The 13134-nt window shown below is 63.1% G+C and carries 22 protein-coding genes; 3 read left to right on the forward strand and 19 right to left on the reverse strand.

Annotated features, from left to right (window positions below):
• Window positions 1-153 precede the first annotated feature (153 nt).
• A complete protein-coding gene (locus tag ACODSR_RS20450) occupies window positions 154-408 on the reverse strand; it encodes a hypothetical protein (protein ID WP_489078382.1) in 255 nt (84 codons plus the stop codon).
• A gap of 442 nt (window positions 409-850) precedes the next feature.
• On the opposite strand from ACODSR_RS20450, the gene ACODSR_RS20455 reads away from it, so the two are divergent.
• The 3 genes from ACODSR_RS20455 to ACODSR_RS20465 all read left to right on the forward strand — a co-directional run bounded on the left by ACODSR_RS20455 (window position 851) and on the right by ACODSR_RS20465 (window position 3558).
• A complete protein-coding gene (locus ACODSR_RS20455) occupies window positions 851-2206 on the forward strand; it encodes an IS1380-like element IS1247 family transposase (RefSeq protein ID WP_006473457.1) in 1356 nt (451 codons plus the stop codon).
• A gap of 278 nt (window positions 2207-2484) precedes the next feature.
• Entirely contained in the window at window positions 2485-3321 is an 837-nt protein-coding gene (locus ACODSR_RS20460; protein WP_346004587.1) for an alpha/beta fold hydrolase, read from the forward strand.
• Between the two features lie 105 nt (window positions 3322-3426).
• Window positions 3427-3558, forward strand: coding sequence for a hypothetical protein (locus ACODSR_RS20465; protein WP_406890180.1), 132 nt, complete (start codon window positions 3427-3429; stop codon window positions 3556-3558).
• A 94-nt stretch (window positions 3559-3652) separates the two neighbouring features.
• On the opposite strand, the gene ACODSR_RS20470 is transcribed toward ACODSR_RS20465, so the two are convergent.
• The 18 genes from ACODSR_RS20470 to ACODSR_RS20555 all read right to left on the reverse strand — a co-directional run bounded on the left by ACODSR_RS20470 (window position 3653) and on the right by ACODSR_RS20555 (window position 12979).
• The gene (locus ACODSR_RS20470; RefSeq protein ID WP_406890178.1) at window positions 3653-4090 is read right to left on the reverse strand and encodes a MarR family winged helix-turn-helix transcriptional regulator; all 438 of its coding nucleotides are present in this window, start codon (window positions 4088-4090) and stop codon (window positions 3653-3655) included.
• Window positions 4091-4163: 73 nt separating this feature from the next.
• Window positions 4164-4544, reverse strand: coding sequence for a hypothetical protein (locus tag ACODSR_RS20475; protein ID WP_406890176.1), 381 nt, complete (start codon window positions 4542-4544; stop codon window positions 4164-4166).
• 246 nt (window positions 4545-4790) lie between these two features.
• Window positions 4791-5087 (reverse strand): hypothetical protein, encoded by a 297-nt coding sequence (locus tag ACODSR_RS20480; RefSeq protein ID WP_406890174.1) that lies wholly within the window; start codon window positions 5085-5087, stop codon window positions 4791-4793.
• 191 nt (window positions 5088-5278) lie between these two features.
• Window positions 5279-5728, reverse strand: a complete 450-nt coding sequence (locus ACODSR_RS20485; protein WP_406890172.1) for a hypothetical protein — start codon at window positions 5726-5728, stop codon at window positions 5279-5281.
• 11 nt (window positions 5729-5739) lie between these two features.
• Window positions 5740-6180: a thermonuclease family protein gene (locus ACODSR_RS20490; protein WP_406890170.1), complete on the reverse strand. Its 441-nt coding sequence runs from the start codon at window positions 6178-6180 to the stop codon at window positions 5740-5742.
• Window positions 6181-6380: 200 nt separating this feature from the next.
• A complete protein-coding gene (locus ACODSR_RS20495; RefSeq protein WP_406890168.1) occupies window positions 6381-6812 on the reverse strand; it encodes a KfrB domain-containing protein in 432 nt (143 codons plus the stop codon).
• A 42-nt stretch (window positions 6813-6854) separates the two neighbouring features.
• Window positions 6855-7247 carry a TrfB-related DNA-binding protein gene (locus tag ACODSR_RS20500; RefSeq protein ID WP_406890166.1) on the reverse strand — a complete coding sequence of 131 codons (393 nt, stop codon included), beginning with the start codon at window positions 7245-7247 and terminating at the stop codon, window positions 6855-6857.
• On the reverse strand, window positions 7244-7603 hold the full coding sequence (locus ACODSR_RS20505) for a hypothetical protein (protein WP_406890164.1): 360 nt from the start codon (window positions 7601-7603) through the stop codon (window positions 7244-7246). Before ACODSR_RS20505 ends, ACODSR_RS20500 begins: the two co-directional genes overlap by 4 nt.
• Window positions 7600-8547, reverse strand: a complete 948-nt coding sequence (locus ACODSR_RS20510; protein ID WP_406890162.1) for a CHC2 zinc finger domain-containing protein — start codon at window positions 8545-8547, stop codon at window positions 7600-7602. The genes ACODSR_RS20505 and ACODSR_RS20510 overlap by 4 nt, the downstream gene beginning before the upstream one ends.
• Entirely contained in the window at window positions 8544-8978 is a 435-nt protein-coding gene (locus ACODSR_RS20515) for a hypothetical protein (RefSeq protein WP_489078384.1), read from the reverse strand. The genes ACODSR_RS20510 and ACODSR_RS20515 overlap by 4 nt, the downstream gene beginning before the upstream one ends.
• Window positions 8975-9445: a DUF6884 domain-containing protein gene (locus ACODSR_RS20520; protein ID WP_406890158.1), complete on the reverse strand. Its 471-nt coding sequence runs from the start codon at window positions 9443-9445 to the stop codon at window positions 8975-8977. The genes ACODSR_RS20515 and ACODSR_RS20520 overlap by 4 nt, the downstream gene beginning before the upstream one ends.
• A 51-nt stretch (window positions 9446-9496) precedes the next feature.
• A complete protein-coding gene (locus ACODSR_RS20525) occupies window positions 9497-9907 on the reverse strand; it encodes an antirestriction protein (RefSeq protein ID WP_406890156.1) in 411 nt (136 codons plus the stop codon).
• A gap of 124 nt (window positions 9908-10031) precedes the next feature.
• The gene (locus ACODSR_RS20530; protein ID WP_406890154.1) at window positions 10032-10478 is read right to left on the reverse strand and encodes a hypothetical protein; all 447 of its coding nucleotides are present in this window, start codon (window positions 10476-10478) and stop codon (window positions 10032-10034) included.
• Window positions 10475-10660, reverse strand: a complete 186-nt coding sequence (locus ACODSR_RS20535) for a hypothetical protein (RefSeq protein ID WP_406890152.1) — start codon at window positions 10658-10660, stop codon at window positions 10475-10477. The genes ACODSR_RS20530 and ACODSR_RS20535 overlap by 4 nt, the downstream gene beginning before the upstream one ends.
• A 2-nt stretch (window positions 10661-10662) precedes the next feature.
• Window positions 10663-11451: a DUF3768 domain-containing protein gene (locus tag ACODSR_RS20540; protein ID WP_406890150.1), complete on the reverse strand. Its 789-nt coding sequence runs from the start codon at window positions 11449-11451 to the stop codon at window positions 10663-10665.
• A gap of 20 nt (window positions 11452-11471) precedes the next feature.
• Window positions 11472-11900 carry a hypothetical protein gene (locus tag ACODSR_RS20545; protein WP_406890148.1) on the reverse strand — a complete coding sequence of 143 codons (429 nt, stop codon included), beginning with the start codon at window positions 11898-11900 and terminating at the stop codon, window positions 11472-11474.
• Window positions 11901-12020: 120 nt separating this feature from the next.
• On the reverse strand, window positions 12021-12683 hold the full coding sequence (locus ACODSR_RS20550) for a hypothetical protein (protein WP_406890146.1): 663 nt from the start codon (window positions 12681-12683) through the stop codon (window positions 12021-12023).
• Complete coding sequence (locus ACODSR_RS20555; protein WP_489078385.1) at window positions 12680-12979, reverse strand: hypothetical protein; 300 nt, start codon at window positions 12977-12979, stop codon at window positions 12680-12682. Before ACODSR_RS20555 ends, ACODSR_RS20550 begins: the two co-directional genes overlap by 4 nt.
• Window positions 12980-13134 lie beyond the last annotated feature (155 nt).

Consider the following 13134-nt stretch of genomic DNA (forward strand, 5'->3'; position numbering starts at 1 on the left):
GCATGGGGAGCATGGCGAGGACCAACCCTTTGACGGATCGCGCCCGGTCTGGCCGGACCCCATCAAGCTCATGCGCGGTAGCGCGTGGGGGCGGGCTGGCTCGATGCCAGCTCGCCCCCTCTCGACCGATGAAAAGGGGAGGGGCAATGCCCCTCACCATAGCTGCTCGATATGGCAATGCCGGACGTGATCCAGCTCGCACCATATGAACGCGCCGTCCTCGATGATCCGCTCGTCATAGGCTTCTGCTGCGCGGCGATCGGCGGGCGTCATCAAGTTCCAGTTGATGGCGTCCTTCGCCTCCTGCCGGCGATCGTACAGCCGCTCCCATGCTCGGTACTCGCGTTCCAGCATTTCGATCCGGTCATCAATGTGCATGACTAGCTTCGGCATCGCGTCCTCCTTCATCTGACGACGCTTGCGTTCCCGGCGTGTCGAGCCGGGTCGGGGACGCGGCTATGCCGCGCCGCGCAGCGGGCGATGGTGGAACCGATTTTCTCGCCGGTCCCCGGAGCGCAGCGGAGTGGGGCCGGCGTGAAAATTGGGGGACCGTCGATCCTCGACGCGGTTCGGCACGTCGGGTACGCTTGGACTACAGAGAGAGAGTTTTCTTGTCCGTGGCAACGGGGGGCGGGCAGGCTCGATGCCTGTTCGCCCCCCTTTCAACGGCTGCACCTGGGCGACGATCGCGGACAAAAAAAGGGACCGGGTTGCCCCGGCCCCCTGTCGATCAAAGCTCCAACCATTCGGTATTATCCCACATTTCCCAAGTAAGGCGCTGATTTCGCTGTCCTGACCATTATATTTCCTATATAAAACATGGTGTTGAAGGCTGCGAGGGGCGCGTTTCATGGATCACCCAGAGGGTGCGGGCTTGCAACGGGCAGATCGGGTGGATTTCGACCCTCGCGTGCGGCTGGAATTTCGCGGCACGCAGCTCAGTTCCGACGGCGGCCTTCTGGTGATGCGCGAGCTTGATGACGCGCTCGGGTTGTCCGATTTGGCGTCAGCGGCGCTGCGCGATACTCGCTCTGGCAAGAACACGGTCCATCGGCTCGACGGCCTGTTCCGGCAATCAGTCTTTGGGCGGCTGGCCGGATACGAGGATGTCAACGACGCCAACCGTCTCGCCTGCGATCCGGTCATGCGCCAAGTTGTCGGCGGCAGAGCGGTCGATGCACAAGCGGCCTCGGCATCGCAGATGGGACGGTTCGAGACCGAGACGCTGGCTCTGGCCGGGAACCGTGCCGCGCTGGCCGACCTGAACGGGCAATGGATCGACCGGTTCCATGACCGTAACGGGCTGAAGTACATCGTTCTGGACATGGACAGCTCGGTCAGCCCGACCCATGGCGACCAGGAAGGGTCCGCCTGGAATGGCCATTTCGACTGTAGCTGCTATCACCCCAACTTTCTGTTCAACCAGTTCGGGATGCTGGAACGCTGCGCCCTGCGCCATGGCAACGTCCACAGCGCCGATGGCTGGCGTGATGTTCTCGACCCCGTCATTGCGCGCTACGCGGAGCGCGACCTTGGTGGCAGGTTCTTCCGGGCCGATGCTGCCTACGCGATCCCGGCGATCTATGAGCGATTGGAAGAAGCGCGGTTCTTCTACGCCATCCGGCTGCCCGCAAACGCGGTCCTCAAGGACAAGATCGCGCATCGGCTAACGCGCCCTGTCGGGCGGCCGTCACTGACCAAGGTCAAGCGGTTCTTCGAGGAATTCGAGTATCAGGCGGCGTCCTGGGACAAGGAACGCCGGGTGATCGCCAAGATCGAATGGCATCCGGGCGAACTGTTCCCGCGTGTCGGCTTCATCGTCACCAACCTGCCGATGGAGCCGGACTGGGTGGTGCGGTTCTACAACCAGCGCGGCACCGCCGAGCAGCACATCAAAGAGGGCAAATACGCCTTTCGCTGGACGCGGCTGTCGTGCCGGAAGTTCCGCGACAATGAGGTGCGGCTGCAACTGCACGCCCTGGCGTACAACCTGGCCACCTTCTTGCGCTGCATCGAGCTGCCCGAGGCCATGGCCGACTGGTCGTTGACCAGCCTGCAACTGAAGCTGATCAAGATCGGGGCACGTGTGGTCCGTCACGCCCGCACCATCACCTTCCAGCTGGCCGAGGTCGCTGTCACCGGCACGATGGTACGCGCCATCCTCGCCGCTATCCGCCGATTGCGAGCGCCACCGCTATGCGCATGATCGCGATCCACGCTCAAACTGAACGAAAGCGGCTGGACAGATCTGTCCGCTGCGCTGAAAAACGCCGCCCCTGGGCAAGGAAACAGCGGCTTCGCGGTCTGATCCGTCCAGATCCAGCAGTCTGCGCGACCGCAGGTGCCGCTTGCGGCAGAAAATCCTTGTCTAGCGCTCGGATACAGGCGATCTTCACCTCAAACGCCACGCCACTTGGGGAATGCAGGGTCTGTCCGGGACGTTGCGATCCCCATCACTGTCAACGACAAAAATGGAGAAGAGCCATGCCATTCGTTACCACCGCTGACGGCGCCGAGATTTTCTACAAGGACTGGGGGCCGAAGTCGGCCCGACCGATCCATTTCCATCACGGCTGGCCCCTGAGCGCGGACGACTGGGACGCCCAGATGCTGTTCTTCCTCGCGAAGGGCTTTCGCGTGATCGCTCATGACCGGCGCGGCCACGGTCGATCGAGCCAGGTGAGCGAAGGCCATGACATGGATCATTATGCCGCCGACGCCTCGGCGGTGGTCGAAGCGCTGGACTTGCGTGATGCGATCCACGTCGGCCACTCGACGGGCGGCGGTCAGGTCGCGCGCTATGTCGCCCGGCACGGCCAGCCCCAGGGCCGTGTCGCGAAGGCGGTCCTCATCAGTTCCGTGCCCCCGCTGATGGTCAAGACCGACAACAATCCCGAGGGCACGTCGATCGAGGTGTTCGACGATTTCCGGGCGCAGCTTGCCGCCGACCGGGCGCAATTCTACCTCGACGTGCCCAGCGGTCCCTTCTACGGGTTCAACCGGCTGCTGACCAAATCGTCCGAAGCCACCATCCGCAACTGGTGGCGGCAGGGGATGATGGGATCGGCCCAGGCCCAGTATGAGGGCATCGCGGCCTTTTCGGAAACCGATCAGACGGCCGACCTTCAGGCGATTACCGTGCCGACACTGATCCTGCAGGGCGATGACGATCAGGTCGTGCCGTACAAGGCGGCTGCGTTGAAGCAGCATGCGTTGATCCGTGGCAGCGAACTGAAAATCTACGAAGGCGCGCCGCACGGCATGCACACCACCCATGCCGAAGAGGTCAATGCCGACATTCTGGCCTTCATCCATGGCTGAGACGTTCGTTGGGGATGTCCTGCAACGTACTCGACGGATCGGAGCTGCCAGCGGCGGCTCCGATCCAACGCCGATCGTTGACCGGCAGGGTGGCTCGTGCCACGGGTGGCGGTGCTTGCAGCCGGCAACCATGCCACGCTCAAGCCGTTCGAGCGTATTCCGCGTACCGGCAATGCCATCGCGGCGATGCCTGGCGAGACGTTCGCCGCCGATCGCAGGTCGGGCGCACGGGCATGACGGCGGCAAGCGACAATGTCGTACCCTTGGTCCCGATTACGCACTCGTCCATGCGGAGGTGCCGGAAGCATTCGCCATGTTCTCTACGCGCCGGTCACTCCGTCGCTTCCATCTCTTCGGCGATGATCGCGAAATAACCCGGCAGCAATTGCGCCAGCAGCGCACTGCCACGATCGGTCAACCCGACATGCTTCGTTCGCGCGTCTAGGTCATCCCTGGTAACGACGAGCAGCCCCTCCGTCTCCAGCGCGCGCAAGGTTCGCGCGACGATCGGGCCTGCCACGTCGAGGCGGGCCGTGATCTCGCCGACCGTCAGCGTATCGCGTTCGGGTTCCCGGTCGATGACGATGAGGAACAGGAAGCGGAGTTGCGACAGCCCATGCTGCGCGAAATAGCTTTCCAGCCGGCGTATCAACAGGCTTGCCCGCCGCATCATCGACAGCCCCCGCGCGACCGAATCCGCCGGCATGCCGTACGTGCCGGCATAGCCATCGATCATCTGCCGCGAGGGCAGTTCCTTCAGGAAGAACATGCGTGATCCTCCATCGCTGCGATCAGGGCTGCCGGTGGCGCGGCCGGCGGGGAGGATCGATTATCGCTCATCCTCAAGCCACCGGCTGCATGAAGACGATTTCCACCGGCGCAGCGAGCCAGTCCTCATATTGGCGATAGACAGCTTGCGTATAGGCCTGCGCATGGTGCGCCTCGAATGCGGCATTATGAAGGCCGTGTTGGCGGTAGGTCATGTAGGTGCATCCTGCCATGTGCCGCGCCCAATCCAGCGGAGCGAAAGCGCGCTCCTCATCCTCGTTTATGTCGTTGGTGCGGCCCTCATAGTAGAGGTTGCCGTCGTCATCGTAGAGCCGGAAATCGTAAGAGAGGGGGTCGCCAGCGGTAACAAAGGTCTGCACCCGCTTGCCGTTCTCGTCGTCACCAACTCCGTGCGAGTTCGTGCCGATGTGGTCTGCGGTAATGATCCAGCGCATGTTCGATCCTTCCTCTTTGTCTTGATGACAAAGTCGGCGGTTCGGTGAAAGCGGGCAGGGTCAATGACGCGGCTTTAGCCGCGCCGCTTTAGCGGGCGACGGGGGAGCCGATTTGCGAAGCAAATTGGGGGAACCGTCGATCATTGATGCTGACCGCTTTTGCCGAAATGCTAGGAAGTCATCAGAGAGAGTTATATTCCTGCGGCAGCGGGAAAGGGGCGCGCTCGATGCGCGCTCATTTCCCTTTCAGCGTTTCGCCTGGGCGGCTCGCTCGTAGTAGTATCCGGCCTCGGCGCATGTTTGTACGGCGATGCCGAACCATTCGAGGCGATCGGCGGGAGCATCGTCAATGCCAATAGGAAGGGCAGGGGCCTCCCGCCCGGTTCGCATCATCAAGCGCCGGATAAGCGTGTCGATCAGTGCGAGGCGTTCGCCGTCGTCCAGCTCCAATTCATCGGCCGGTTCTCGGCCGACTTGTCGGAAACCAGCCTGCTCCATGATCGGGGTGAATGTCCGAACGATCATCGCAACTCTGTCGGTCATCACCATTCCTAAAAAACGCGGCCGGCTTGCCGGCCTCCCTGCTGCGAGCATGGCGTAGCCACGCACAGCGGCACGCGAGGATCGTTACCCGGCAGGGCCAAGACCCGTAGGGGCTTGGTCGGAGCGAAGCGGAGATAGAGCCGTGCCCGAAGGGTCGCGCCCAACTCCTCCCCTTTTTCCCCTTCTCCCTTCTACAAGCCCTCGATCATCACGCCCTTGCCGCCAGCATACTGCCCGATCTGCATCCCTCTTGCATCCGATGCGCGTCCGTCATGCGTCCGTTGTGCGTCCGAACTGCGTCCGAACTGCACCCCCCATGCTTGCCGAAACCCTTGCTTAACTTGCCTCAACCTACCCCAAAATGTCGGCTCGGGCGGGGTGCGTCTTATCCCTTGCTCAATATCCCGCATGATCTGGTTCGCGCGTTCCACGATGTATCCCAAGCGCCGCGTGCCATTCGGGCTAAGCGCCCGTTGACGTACCAACGGCGGAATATCAGCGATCAAGGTCAATAGCTCCGCAACCTGCTCGGACCTGCCAGCATCGCCCACGTAGAAGCGCGTATTATGGATAGCGACCTCCAAAACCTTTAGAGACTCACCTATCCAAAAATCGGATTCGGCCCTGTTGTCGTCGTGCATTTACTGCCTCCTCAATAACGGCCTTTGGCGCTCCTCGATCGCAATTCCGCCAGCTTAGCCATTTGCGCTGGGTAGCTGCGCCACAACCCCGATCGCGTGAGCTTTGCCTTGCTCATTAGCTCGTCATAGAATCCGCAATCGTATCGCTTGTAGCTGACTGCGAAGCCCTCACGGATCATGCGGTTTCCGAAATCCTCGCCGGTCCTATTTAGACGGCATTGCGCGTTTTTACGTCCGTAGCTGGTCAGGCTTGATGGACACATTTTGCCCGTTCGCAACGCCACATTGGCGGCAAGGCTCGTTGAACAAGTAAGCCCTTCTTGCTCAATAATCGCCGCTGCCCGTCGTCCTGCGGCCCGCTTCATGGCTTCCGGTTTATCGGGCGCATCTATGCCCCAAATCCGCACACGTTCGCCGTCTATGTCGAACGTGTCCCCGTCGATGACGCGCACGTATCCATCTTCCCGCGCCGAAGGCGAGGCTTTGTCAGACGCGCGCGCCGAAGGCGCTCCATCGGCGCCAGCCATTGGATGATTACGCGCGTCCCCAACGGGGACGCTCATTCCCAAGGCTGCGGCTGCAATACCCGCACCCGTCACCGCAAACCATGTCCAGGCCGGATAGCGCCGTTGCCGTGGCCTATACGGGCGCATTAGTCCCGCTCGGCCTCGATGTAGCGGCGATCGTTCTGGTGCTGGTGCTGGTGCTGCCGGTCGTGGCCGCTGGCTTTTGACATATCGGTAGCGAGGCCAGCCTTTCCGTGCGGATAGCTGATTTCGGTGTCGCGACCTTCGCGCACTGCACCGCTCAACGCGATGCGGTCATGCTGGATGACCTCGTTCGCCCGGTTCTCGCGCTGCTGCAACACATGCTCGGCTGTCACGGCGATAATCTTGCCGCGATACGTCTGCCCCGGCTCGGCGCGCTGCGCGCTGTTCGCCGCCCGCTCGCGAAGCTCCTCGATGTTCTCGCGCTCTGCCTCATGCTGGGCCAGCTTCGGCGCGATCTCGACTTGCCGATCGCGCTCAACATTGGTCCGCTGCATTGGGGCGGGTATCTCGGATTTCGACGGCGTATCAGCCACGGCTCTATCTCCATCAAGCGCCGCGCCTGCGCGGCAATCAAATTACGAGTTTGCCACCTGGGCGCGGGCCTCGGCCTCCATTTCACGCACGCGCGCGATCAGCTCGGGGGGAAGCCAGATTTCCAGCAACTGCCAATTTGCCGGAACCTGTTGCGCCTCTTTCAAGACGCGCTGAACCGCGAGGCTCACGCGCTGCCGGCTGAGTTTGTATGCCGCTGCAACCTCGGTCTGGCTCTTGCCATCAACCAAAACCTCGCGTGCGATACGCAGGGTGTCGAGCGTCATGCGGCCCAACCGGCTCTGTACGGCGTCGAACTCCTCGGGGGTCATCGTCGCGCTGCTCAACGTCCTATCTCCATCCTTCGGGCGTTCGCCCGATCCGCTGTCAATACCTGTCAATACAACCTTTTGCGGCTGTTGACGATAGCGGCTCATGTTCGCGCGCCGGTGATGGCCTGCGCGATGCGCGCGAAAACCCCCGGCCTATCAAACCTCGGCCAATAGCGTTGGTCGGTAGCGCCCTCATGATGGCTCTGAACAAGGGCGCGCGTTCTGGCACGAACCTGCTCCAACCGTTCCGGCGTGTGATAACCGCTCGCCCCGCCGTCGCCGCGTGCAAACGCACCGACATTATGCAGCATGTCGGCAAGTTGCGTTACGGCATATACCGTGTCCCCACTTAGGGGCTGGTTCATGCGATTGCCGTAGCCGGTGACTAATCGGATTGCCGTGAAGGCGTCGCCGGCCGCTTCGATCCATTCGGCCTTTTGACCGTCAAACCGCTCCGTCACTTGGCTCTCTCCTGCTGCCGTAATTCGTCGTTCCAATCCTCAAACCGGGGGTCAGGAAACACGGGCCGGACCTTCCGGCCCTGCTCGGTGTAGGCCAGCTCGGCGGCTTCGATCGCGGCACGGCCTGGTGCATTGTTGTCGCCCGCCAAAATCACCTCCTCGACCTCGGGCGGCAACTCGACATGCGCCAGCCCCCCGGTTCCAAGTGAAACCCAAACGCTCGCGTCGGGATGGCGCTGGCGAAGGGTCAAACCGTCCTCGGGGCCTTCGCAAAGCACGATCCGCCGCGCCACGTCGCCTAGACGGAGCGCGCAACCGCGTGTCTGCCCCAAGCTCAATTTGGGGTTCGTCATCCGCGCCTTCCGGCCCTCGCGATCAAGAAAGATGCGCTGCACGCCTACAATCTTGCCCCTCACGTCCTGACAGGCCGCGATTAGAGCGGGTAGGCGGGGACCGGGCTTGCCCGTCTCCTTGTCGATCCGAATAGGCGCATAGGTGAACCGAACGGACCAAGGGACCGGCCCGGTGATGCCCCGCGACCGCAAATAGATCTCGGCGGGGGTGCCTGTGATGCTACGGGCGCTGGCCCACTGGCGAAAGGCTTCCTTCGTCGCCTCGATCCGCTCGGCGCGCTCGATCCGCTCGGCCTTCGCGCGGTCGATCGGATCGGCCGCGGGCAAATCGCCGTTCGCCAGAAACTCAACCGCACCGCGGAAGTCCAGCCCGTCGATCGCGCGGATAAAGTCGATCACGTCGCCAGACGCGCCGCACCCGAAGCAATGAAACAGGCCCTTGGTGTCGTTGACCCTAAAGCTGGGCGTGTTCTCCTGATGGAAGGGGCAAAGCCCGACATGCTCATGCCCTGCTTTCCGTAGCTTCACGCGACGGCCGATAACCGCGCTTAGGCTATGGCGGGCTTTGACCTGCTCGACGTCGATTTTCATTTCGGCGTACCTCCGAAGCGGATGCCCCAACGGGCGAGCGCGCCGGCAACGCCGGCATAGGATTGTGGGTGGACGCCATCGCGGGCGGGATAGGCGGCAAGGTCCATTTCGGAATCCCCAAAACTGACCGCGACCCGGTGAACGATCAACGCGGCCTGCCGGTCGTAGGGCAGAAGCCACGCCACGCGCTTGCCGGTGATCCGCGCGCGGATCGCGGCGAGGTTACGGGGCAGGGCAGGGTTGCGCGGATCATTGCTGCCTGCGGAGATAACAACGAACGTCGCATCGACCGGAGGGACGCGCCACGACGCGATTTCGGCTGATCCGGCACCCTGACGCGCCACAACCCTGCAAGCTGGCCCCTGCGCGGCCCTGACGGCCTGTGCGGCGAATTGGGCGAGGCTATCGCCAACCATGAGGCAAAGGATCACGACAGGCCCTCGAACAAGTCGAGCTGCGCCGCCATAGCGGTGCGCTCTCTGATTGCTTCGACCTGGGCGGCAAGCCACGCCTTTTGCTGGCCGATACCCAAGCCCTCCATAGGAACGCGACCACGCGCGCCAGTCCATGACGATAGCGGATCGCGGTAGAGCCTGCCTGCCAGTATCACGACGGGGGTTCGCGGCCCGATCTGCTCGGCAAGCTGGGCGGTAACGCGCTCGCCCCATGCGCGGCGCTCGGCTGCGGGCATATCGCCAAGGGTCACATCATAGGGCGCGATCACCCGCGATGGTGCGACCAGCCCATAATGCGCCGACAGGATGAACCAGCGCCCGCCCTGCGCGGTCACATAGGCGCGGGCCTTGTTGAACCAATCCGATTGATAGAGGTCGCGCGCCCGCGCTGGCTCGCTGCGCTTCTGGCTGACACATGCAACAAGGTGGACAGGGCGGGGCATGGCGGTTTCCTCGTCCAGCAAAGCCGGGGGAAGGCCCCCGGCCTGCCTTGGTCAGTCGATGGCCGCGAAGATGGCGGGCCGCTCGGCGTGTTCGCTCGCGAAGTCGCGAAGCTGATAATAGAGGTCGGCCATCCGCTCGGTGCCGTCCTCGGCCAGCACGTTGAGCATGAACAGGGTGGCGACGATACCAGCGGCATCCGCGCTCATGGTTCCCTCATAGCCGTTGCCGTTCCACGAAACGCGCATCGGCTTGTCGATCGCCGGGGCCATGTAAAAGCCGCCATTCGACAGGCGGTAGTAATGCCAGTAGCCCCCGGCGTAGTCGATCGACAGTCGTTCCATGAACTTGAAAGTCATGCTTTCAGCATGAAGCATTTGCCGGAACTCGAAAAAGTCGGGCAGAACCGAAAGCCGCTTATCCTCGGGAACGAGGTTTGCGACGATCGCGGTAGGCTTATCCATTGCGCCACTCCTGCGGGAGTTAGAGAAAGCGCCGGGGAAGGGGTTGCCGCCCCTCGATCCCGGCCCCTCATATATAGGCAGGCTGTCAATAGCTGTCAATAGAAGTGGCGTTATTTATTGACAGTCACTCGCCATAGTTGGGCGCTACGTCGCGAACCTCGACAAACGCGATCTTCTCGCTGCGCTCGTTGCCAACAAGGTCGAGATAGACATAGACCATATCGGGAAAGACGGCGCTCCCCTTGCGCCAGATTACACCGCATCTGCCTGCAAACTCGCCGGGGCTGTCATCTGCGATCTTGACCGGCTGACCTAGCCGCAACCAATTTGCCGCGCTGGCGAGCATTGCGGCAATCTCGTCCTTAGTCAGAAAGGGGCGCGGCTTGAAGTTTCGCGCGGTACGCTTTGGCGGCCTCGGTGCCGTGTTCGGATGGTATGTCTCGATAGCTGGTGCGCCGAACAAATCTGCCTGAACAGTCGCGATCCGCTGGGCGAGCTGGCGCGCGCGATACTCTGCACGCCAGTGGCCATCCGGGGTCAACTGCCTCTCGGGTTCGTCCTGGGGGATCATCTGCCGCCCTCGATGTCGGCTATGGTCGTGGCGCGCATCCAACCGCGAAGCTGCCGGTCGCTGCATACCGGCACCGGCTTGGCCTCATGGGTGAGGGTGGGACCGTCGAATAGGTCGGGCTGGTGGCCGATGATCTTCGGGGTAGGAACGTGGCGCGGCTCGCGCACGGCACGGCGGGCCATTGTCAGGCCCTCCGCTCGTCGGCCAACCCAACCCAAACGACACGGCGGGTCAGGTCTGTATTCCACGGCACGCGCGATTCCTCGTCGCTGTCATAGCGATGGTAGGAAATCTCGAACCGGAACGCCTGCGCGTCGATCGTGAAGATGCCTTCCCGATGCTCGCCGCTCGGATCGGTGTTGTGGCCCCAATCCGCATAGTCCGCGAACGCATGATAGAACCGCGACCACAGGCCCCGCGAAACGGTCAGGTGCCGGTGCGGCTCTGGCTGCTCCGGTGTCGGCTCAAAAAAGGGCGAAAGCCATAGCAGCAGCCCCGGCGAATAATCCCAATGCGTCCAGTAGAACTCCCGCGCCCGCGCTATGTCGTTCAAGCGCGCTGTCTCTGCGATCCGCTCGGCAACGCTCATGCTGGCGAAATCGTCCGGCTCGGCGGTCAGCGTCTTGGCGACCTCGCGCCGGATATGATTTTGCATCGAGGCCGTCAGCGGGCCGGTCCAGCGCGCCCAACGGCTGCGAACCTCGGCCCGGATATGCGGGGGCAGGGCGTAGAAGCGAGCGCGAACCTCCCGCCACTCTGCCGCGATCTGCCCCCGCCGCTCGATCACGCGCCGGGTCCAGTTTTCCTCCCGGCGCTGCATCTCCTCGTCGGCGCTGATCTGCCGCGCTGCCGTCTGCGCTGCGAACAAGGGGAGGGCGTTGCGCTCTGCGACCTTCTTTCGCTCGAACGCCGCGATCTTGCGCGGGGTGACGTTGTAGGCGTCGTGGTGGCGGGTGTGACGGGCAAAGCGCATTGCGTACCTCCCGACAGGGCCTAGCGGCCCTGCTCCCGTTGGTAGCGGAGATTGGACAGGGCGAGCATGGCGAGCGTTGCCTTGCGCGTGTACGGGGCCTGCGCCTCGGGCGTCATGTCGGCCCATTTGTGGCCGTCGTCGTTCGCAAGCGCGCTGGCGACTGCCTCTTGCTCGGCCCTGACGGTGTTGTCGTCACGATGGGCGAGGGTGAGGGTGAACCGCTCGCGCTGGCGCTGCAACAGGTCGGGCTTGAGGCCATGAAGCCAGCTCGGCCCGAAATCGGCATGGTTGCGGACGGAATGAAGGTCAGCGGCGTGCGGCTCGTAATGGTCCTGCCCGTTGCCCCATTTCGTCCAAAGCGCGTCCTTCCAAGTGCGCCCGTAGCGGTCGCGGAAGTCGAGAAGTGCGATCCATTGTGCGATTGTCGGGGTCGGCTTGCCGGTGGTCATGGCTGGCTCCTGCGGTGGAGATTGAGGGGCCGGGAAGGGGTTGCCGCCCCTCGGTCCCGGTCCCTCTTATATAGGCTTTCTGTCAATAGCTGTCAATAGTATTGCCGCAATCTATTGACGCTAGAACGCGAACGCGACCTGTCCTCCCCGATCCTCGTAGAAGTCCGATGCCGGGGCCGCTGCGCCGTCGATCCATGCCGGAACATCCTCGGCCTGTCGGCGCTCGCGGAAGCCGGGGGCAAGCATCTTGCGCCCGCTCTCCGAAAGGCTCTGCTCGATCATCACGCGCGCGGCCTCGTCCACCGTCTGCCCCTCGATCATGTCGCCTTGCCAGCGGGACCAAAAGCCCGTGTCACTGATGAACGGCTTACCCGCGTCCACCACATGCAACCCGATGTGTGCGGGCATGGATCGGCCAAGGTTGGGATCAAAGACGACACGGACGCGCATACCATCGACGGTTAGGACGAACTCGCCGCGCTGCCCCCAACTCGGAACCGTACCGGGCTGGGCGGCGCAGGCGTCGAGCATCTGGTCGGGGGCCTTCCCCGACATTGCGAAGCCGAATAGCTCGCCGTCGTTCAACGCCACCAACGCGGCTAACGCGCGCTCATCTGCGGTGCGGCGCGCGCGCTCGTCACCGGCCATGATAGCGGCATGGTAGGCGTCTGCGGCTTCGACCAACGCGGCGCGGCGTCCATCGTGATCGGCGGGAAGGGCTGCGGCCAGCCCCTCGATCCGCATGGTGTCGGCACGCATCTGGCGCTTGAAATCCTCGGTCATGCCGCTGCCTTCAAGCTGTAGGGAAAGCAGGCGTTGACCTCGCTCGGGCCGTTCCATGCGAAATGCCAGTCAGGGTGCGCGAACGGTCGGCCAAAGCTGGTAGCTCCCTCCATCGCGACAAGGGCCGCACGCACCGCCTCGCGGGTGCCGCTCACCAGCACGATACGGATGCAACCGCGCTGGCTGCCGTCCAGCTTCTTGACGCGGATAATTGCGCCCCCCTTGCGACACTCGAACTTGAGTTGGTCGATCTGCTCGGCGGTGACGGGGGGCCGCTGTAGGGTACGGAAGGTCATGCTATGCTCCTGCGGGAGTGGATGCCGGGGAGGGTTGCCGCCCTCGGTCCGGTCCTTCTTATATGCCCGCGCTGTCAATAGCTGTCAATAGAAGATAGTAAAACTATTGCGCTTGACTGCCCCCTTCTAACCCCCGCTCCTAGTTCGACGCGCCG

The sequence above is a fragment of the Sphingobium sp. FG125 genome, assembly GCF_057809795.1.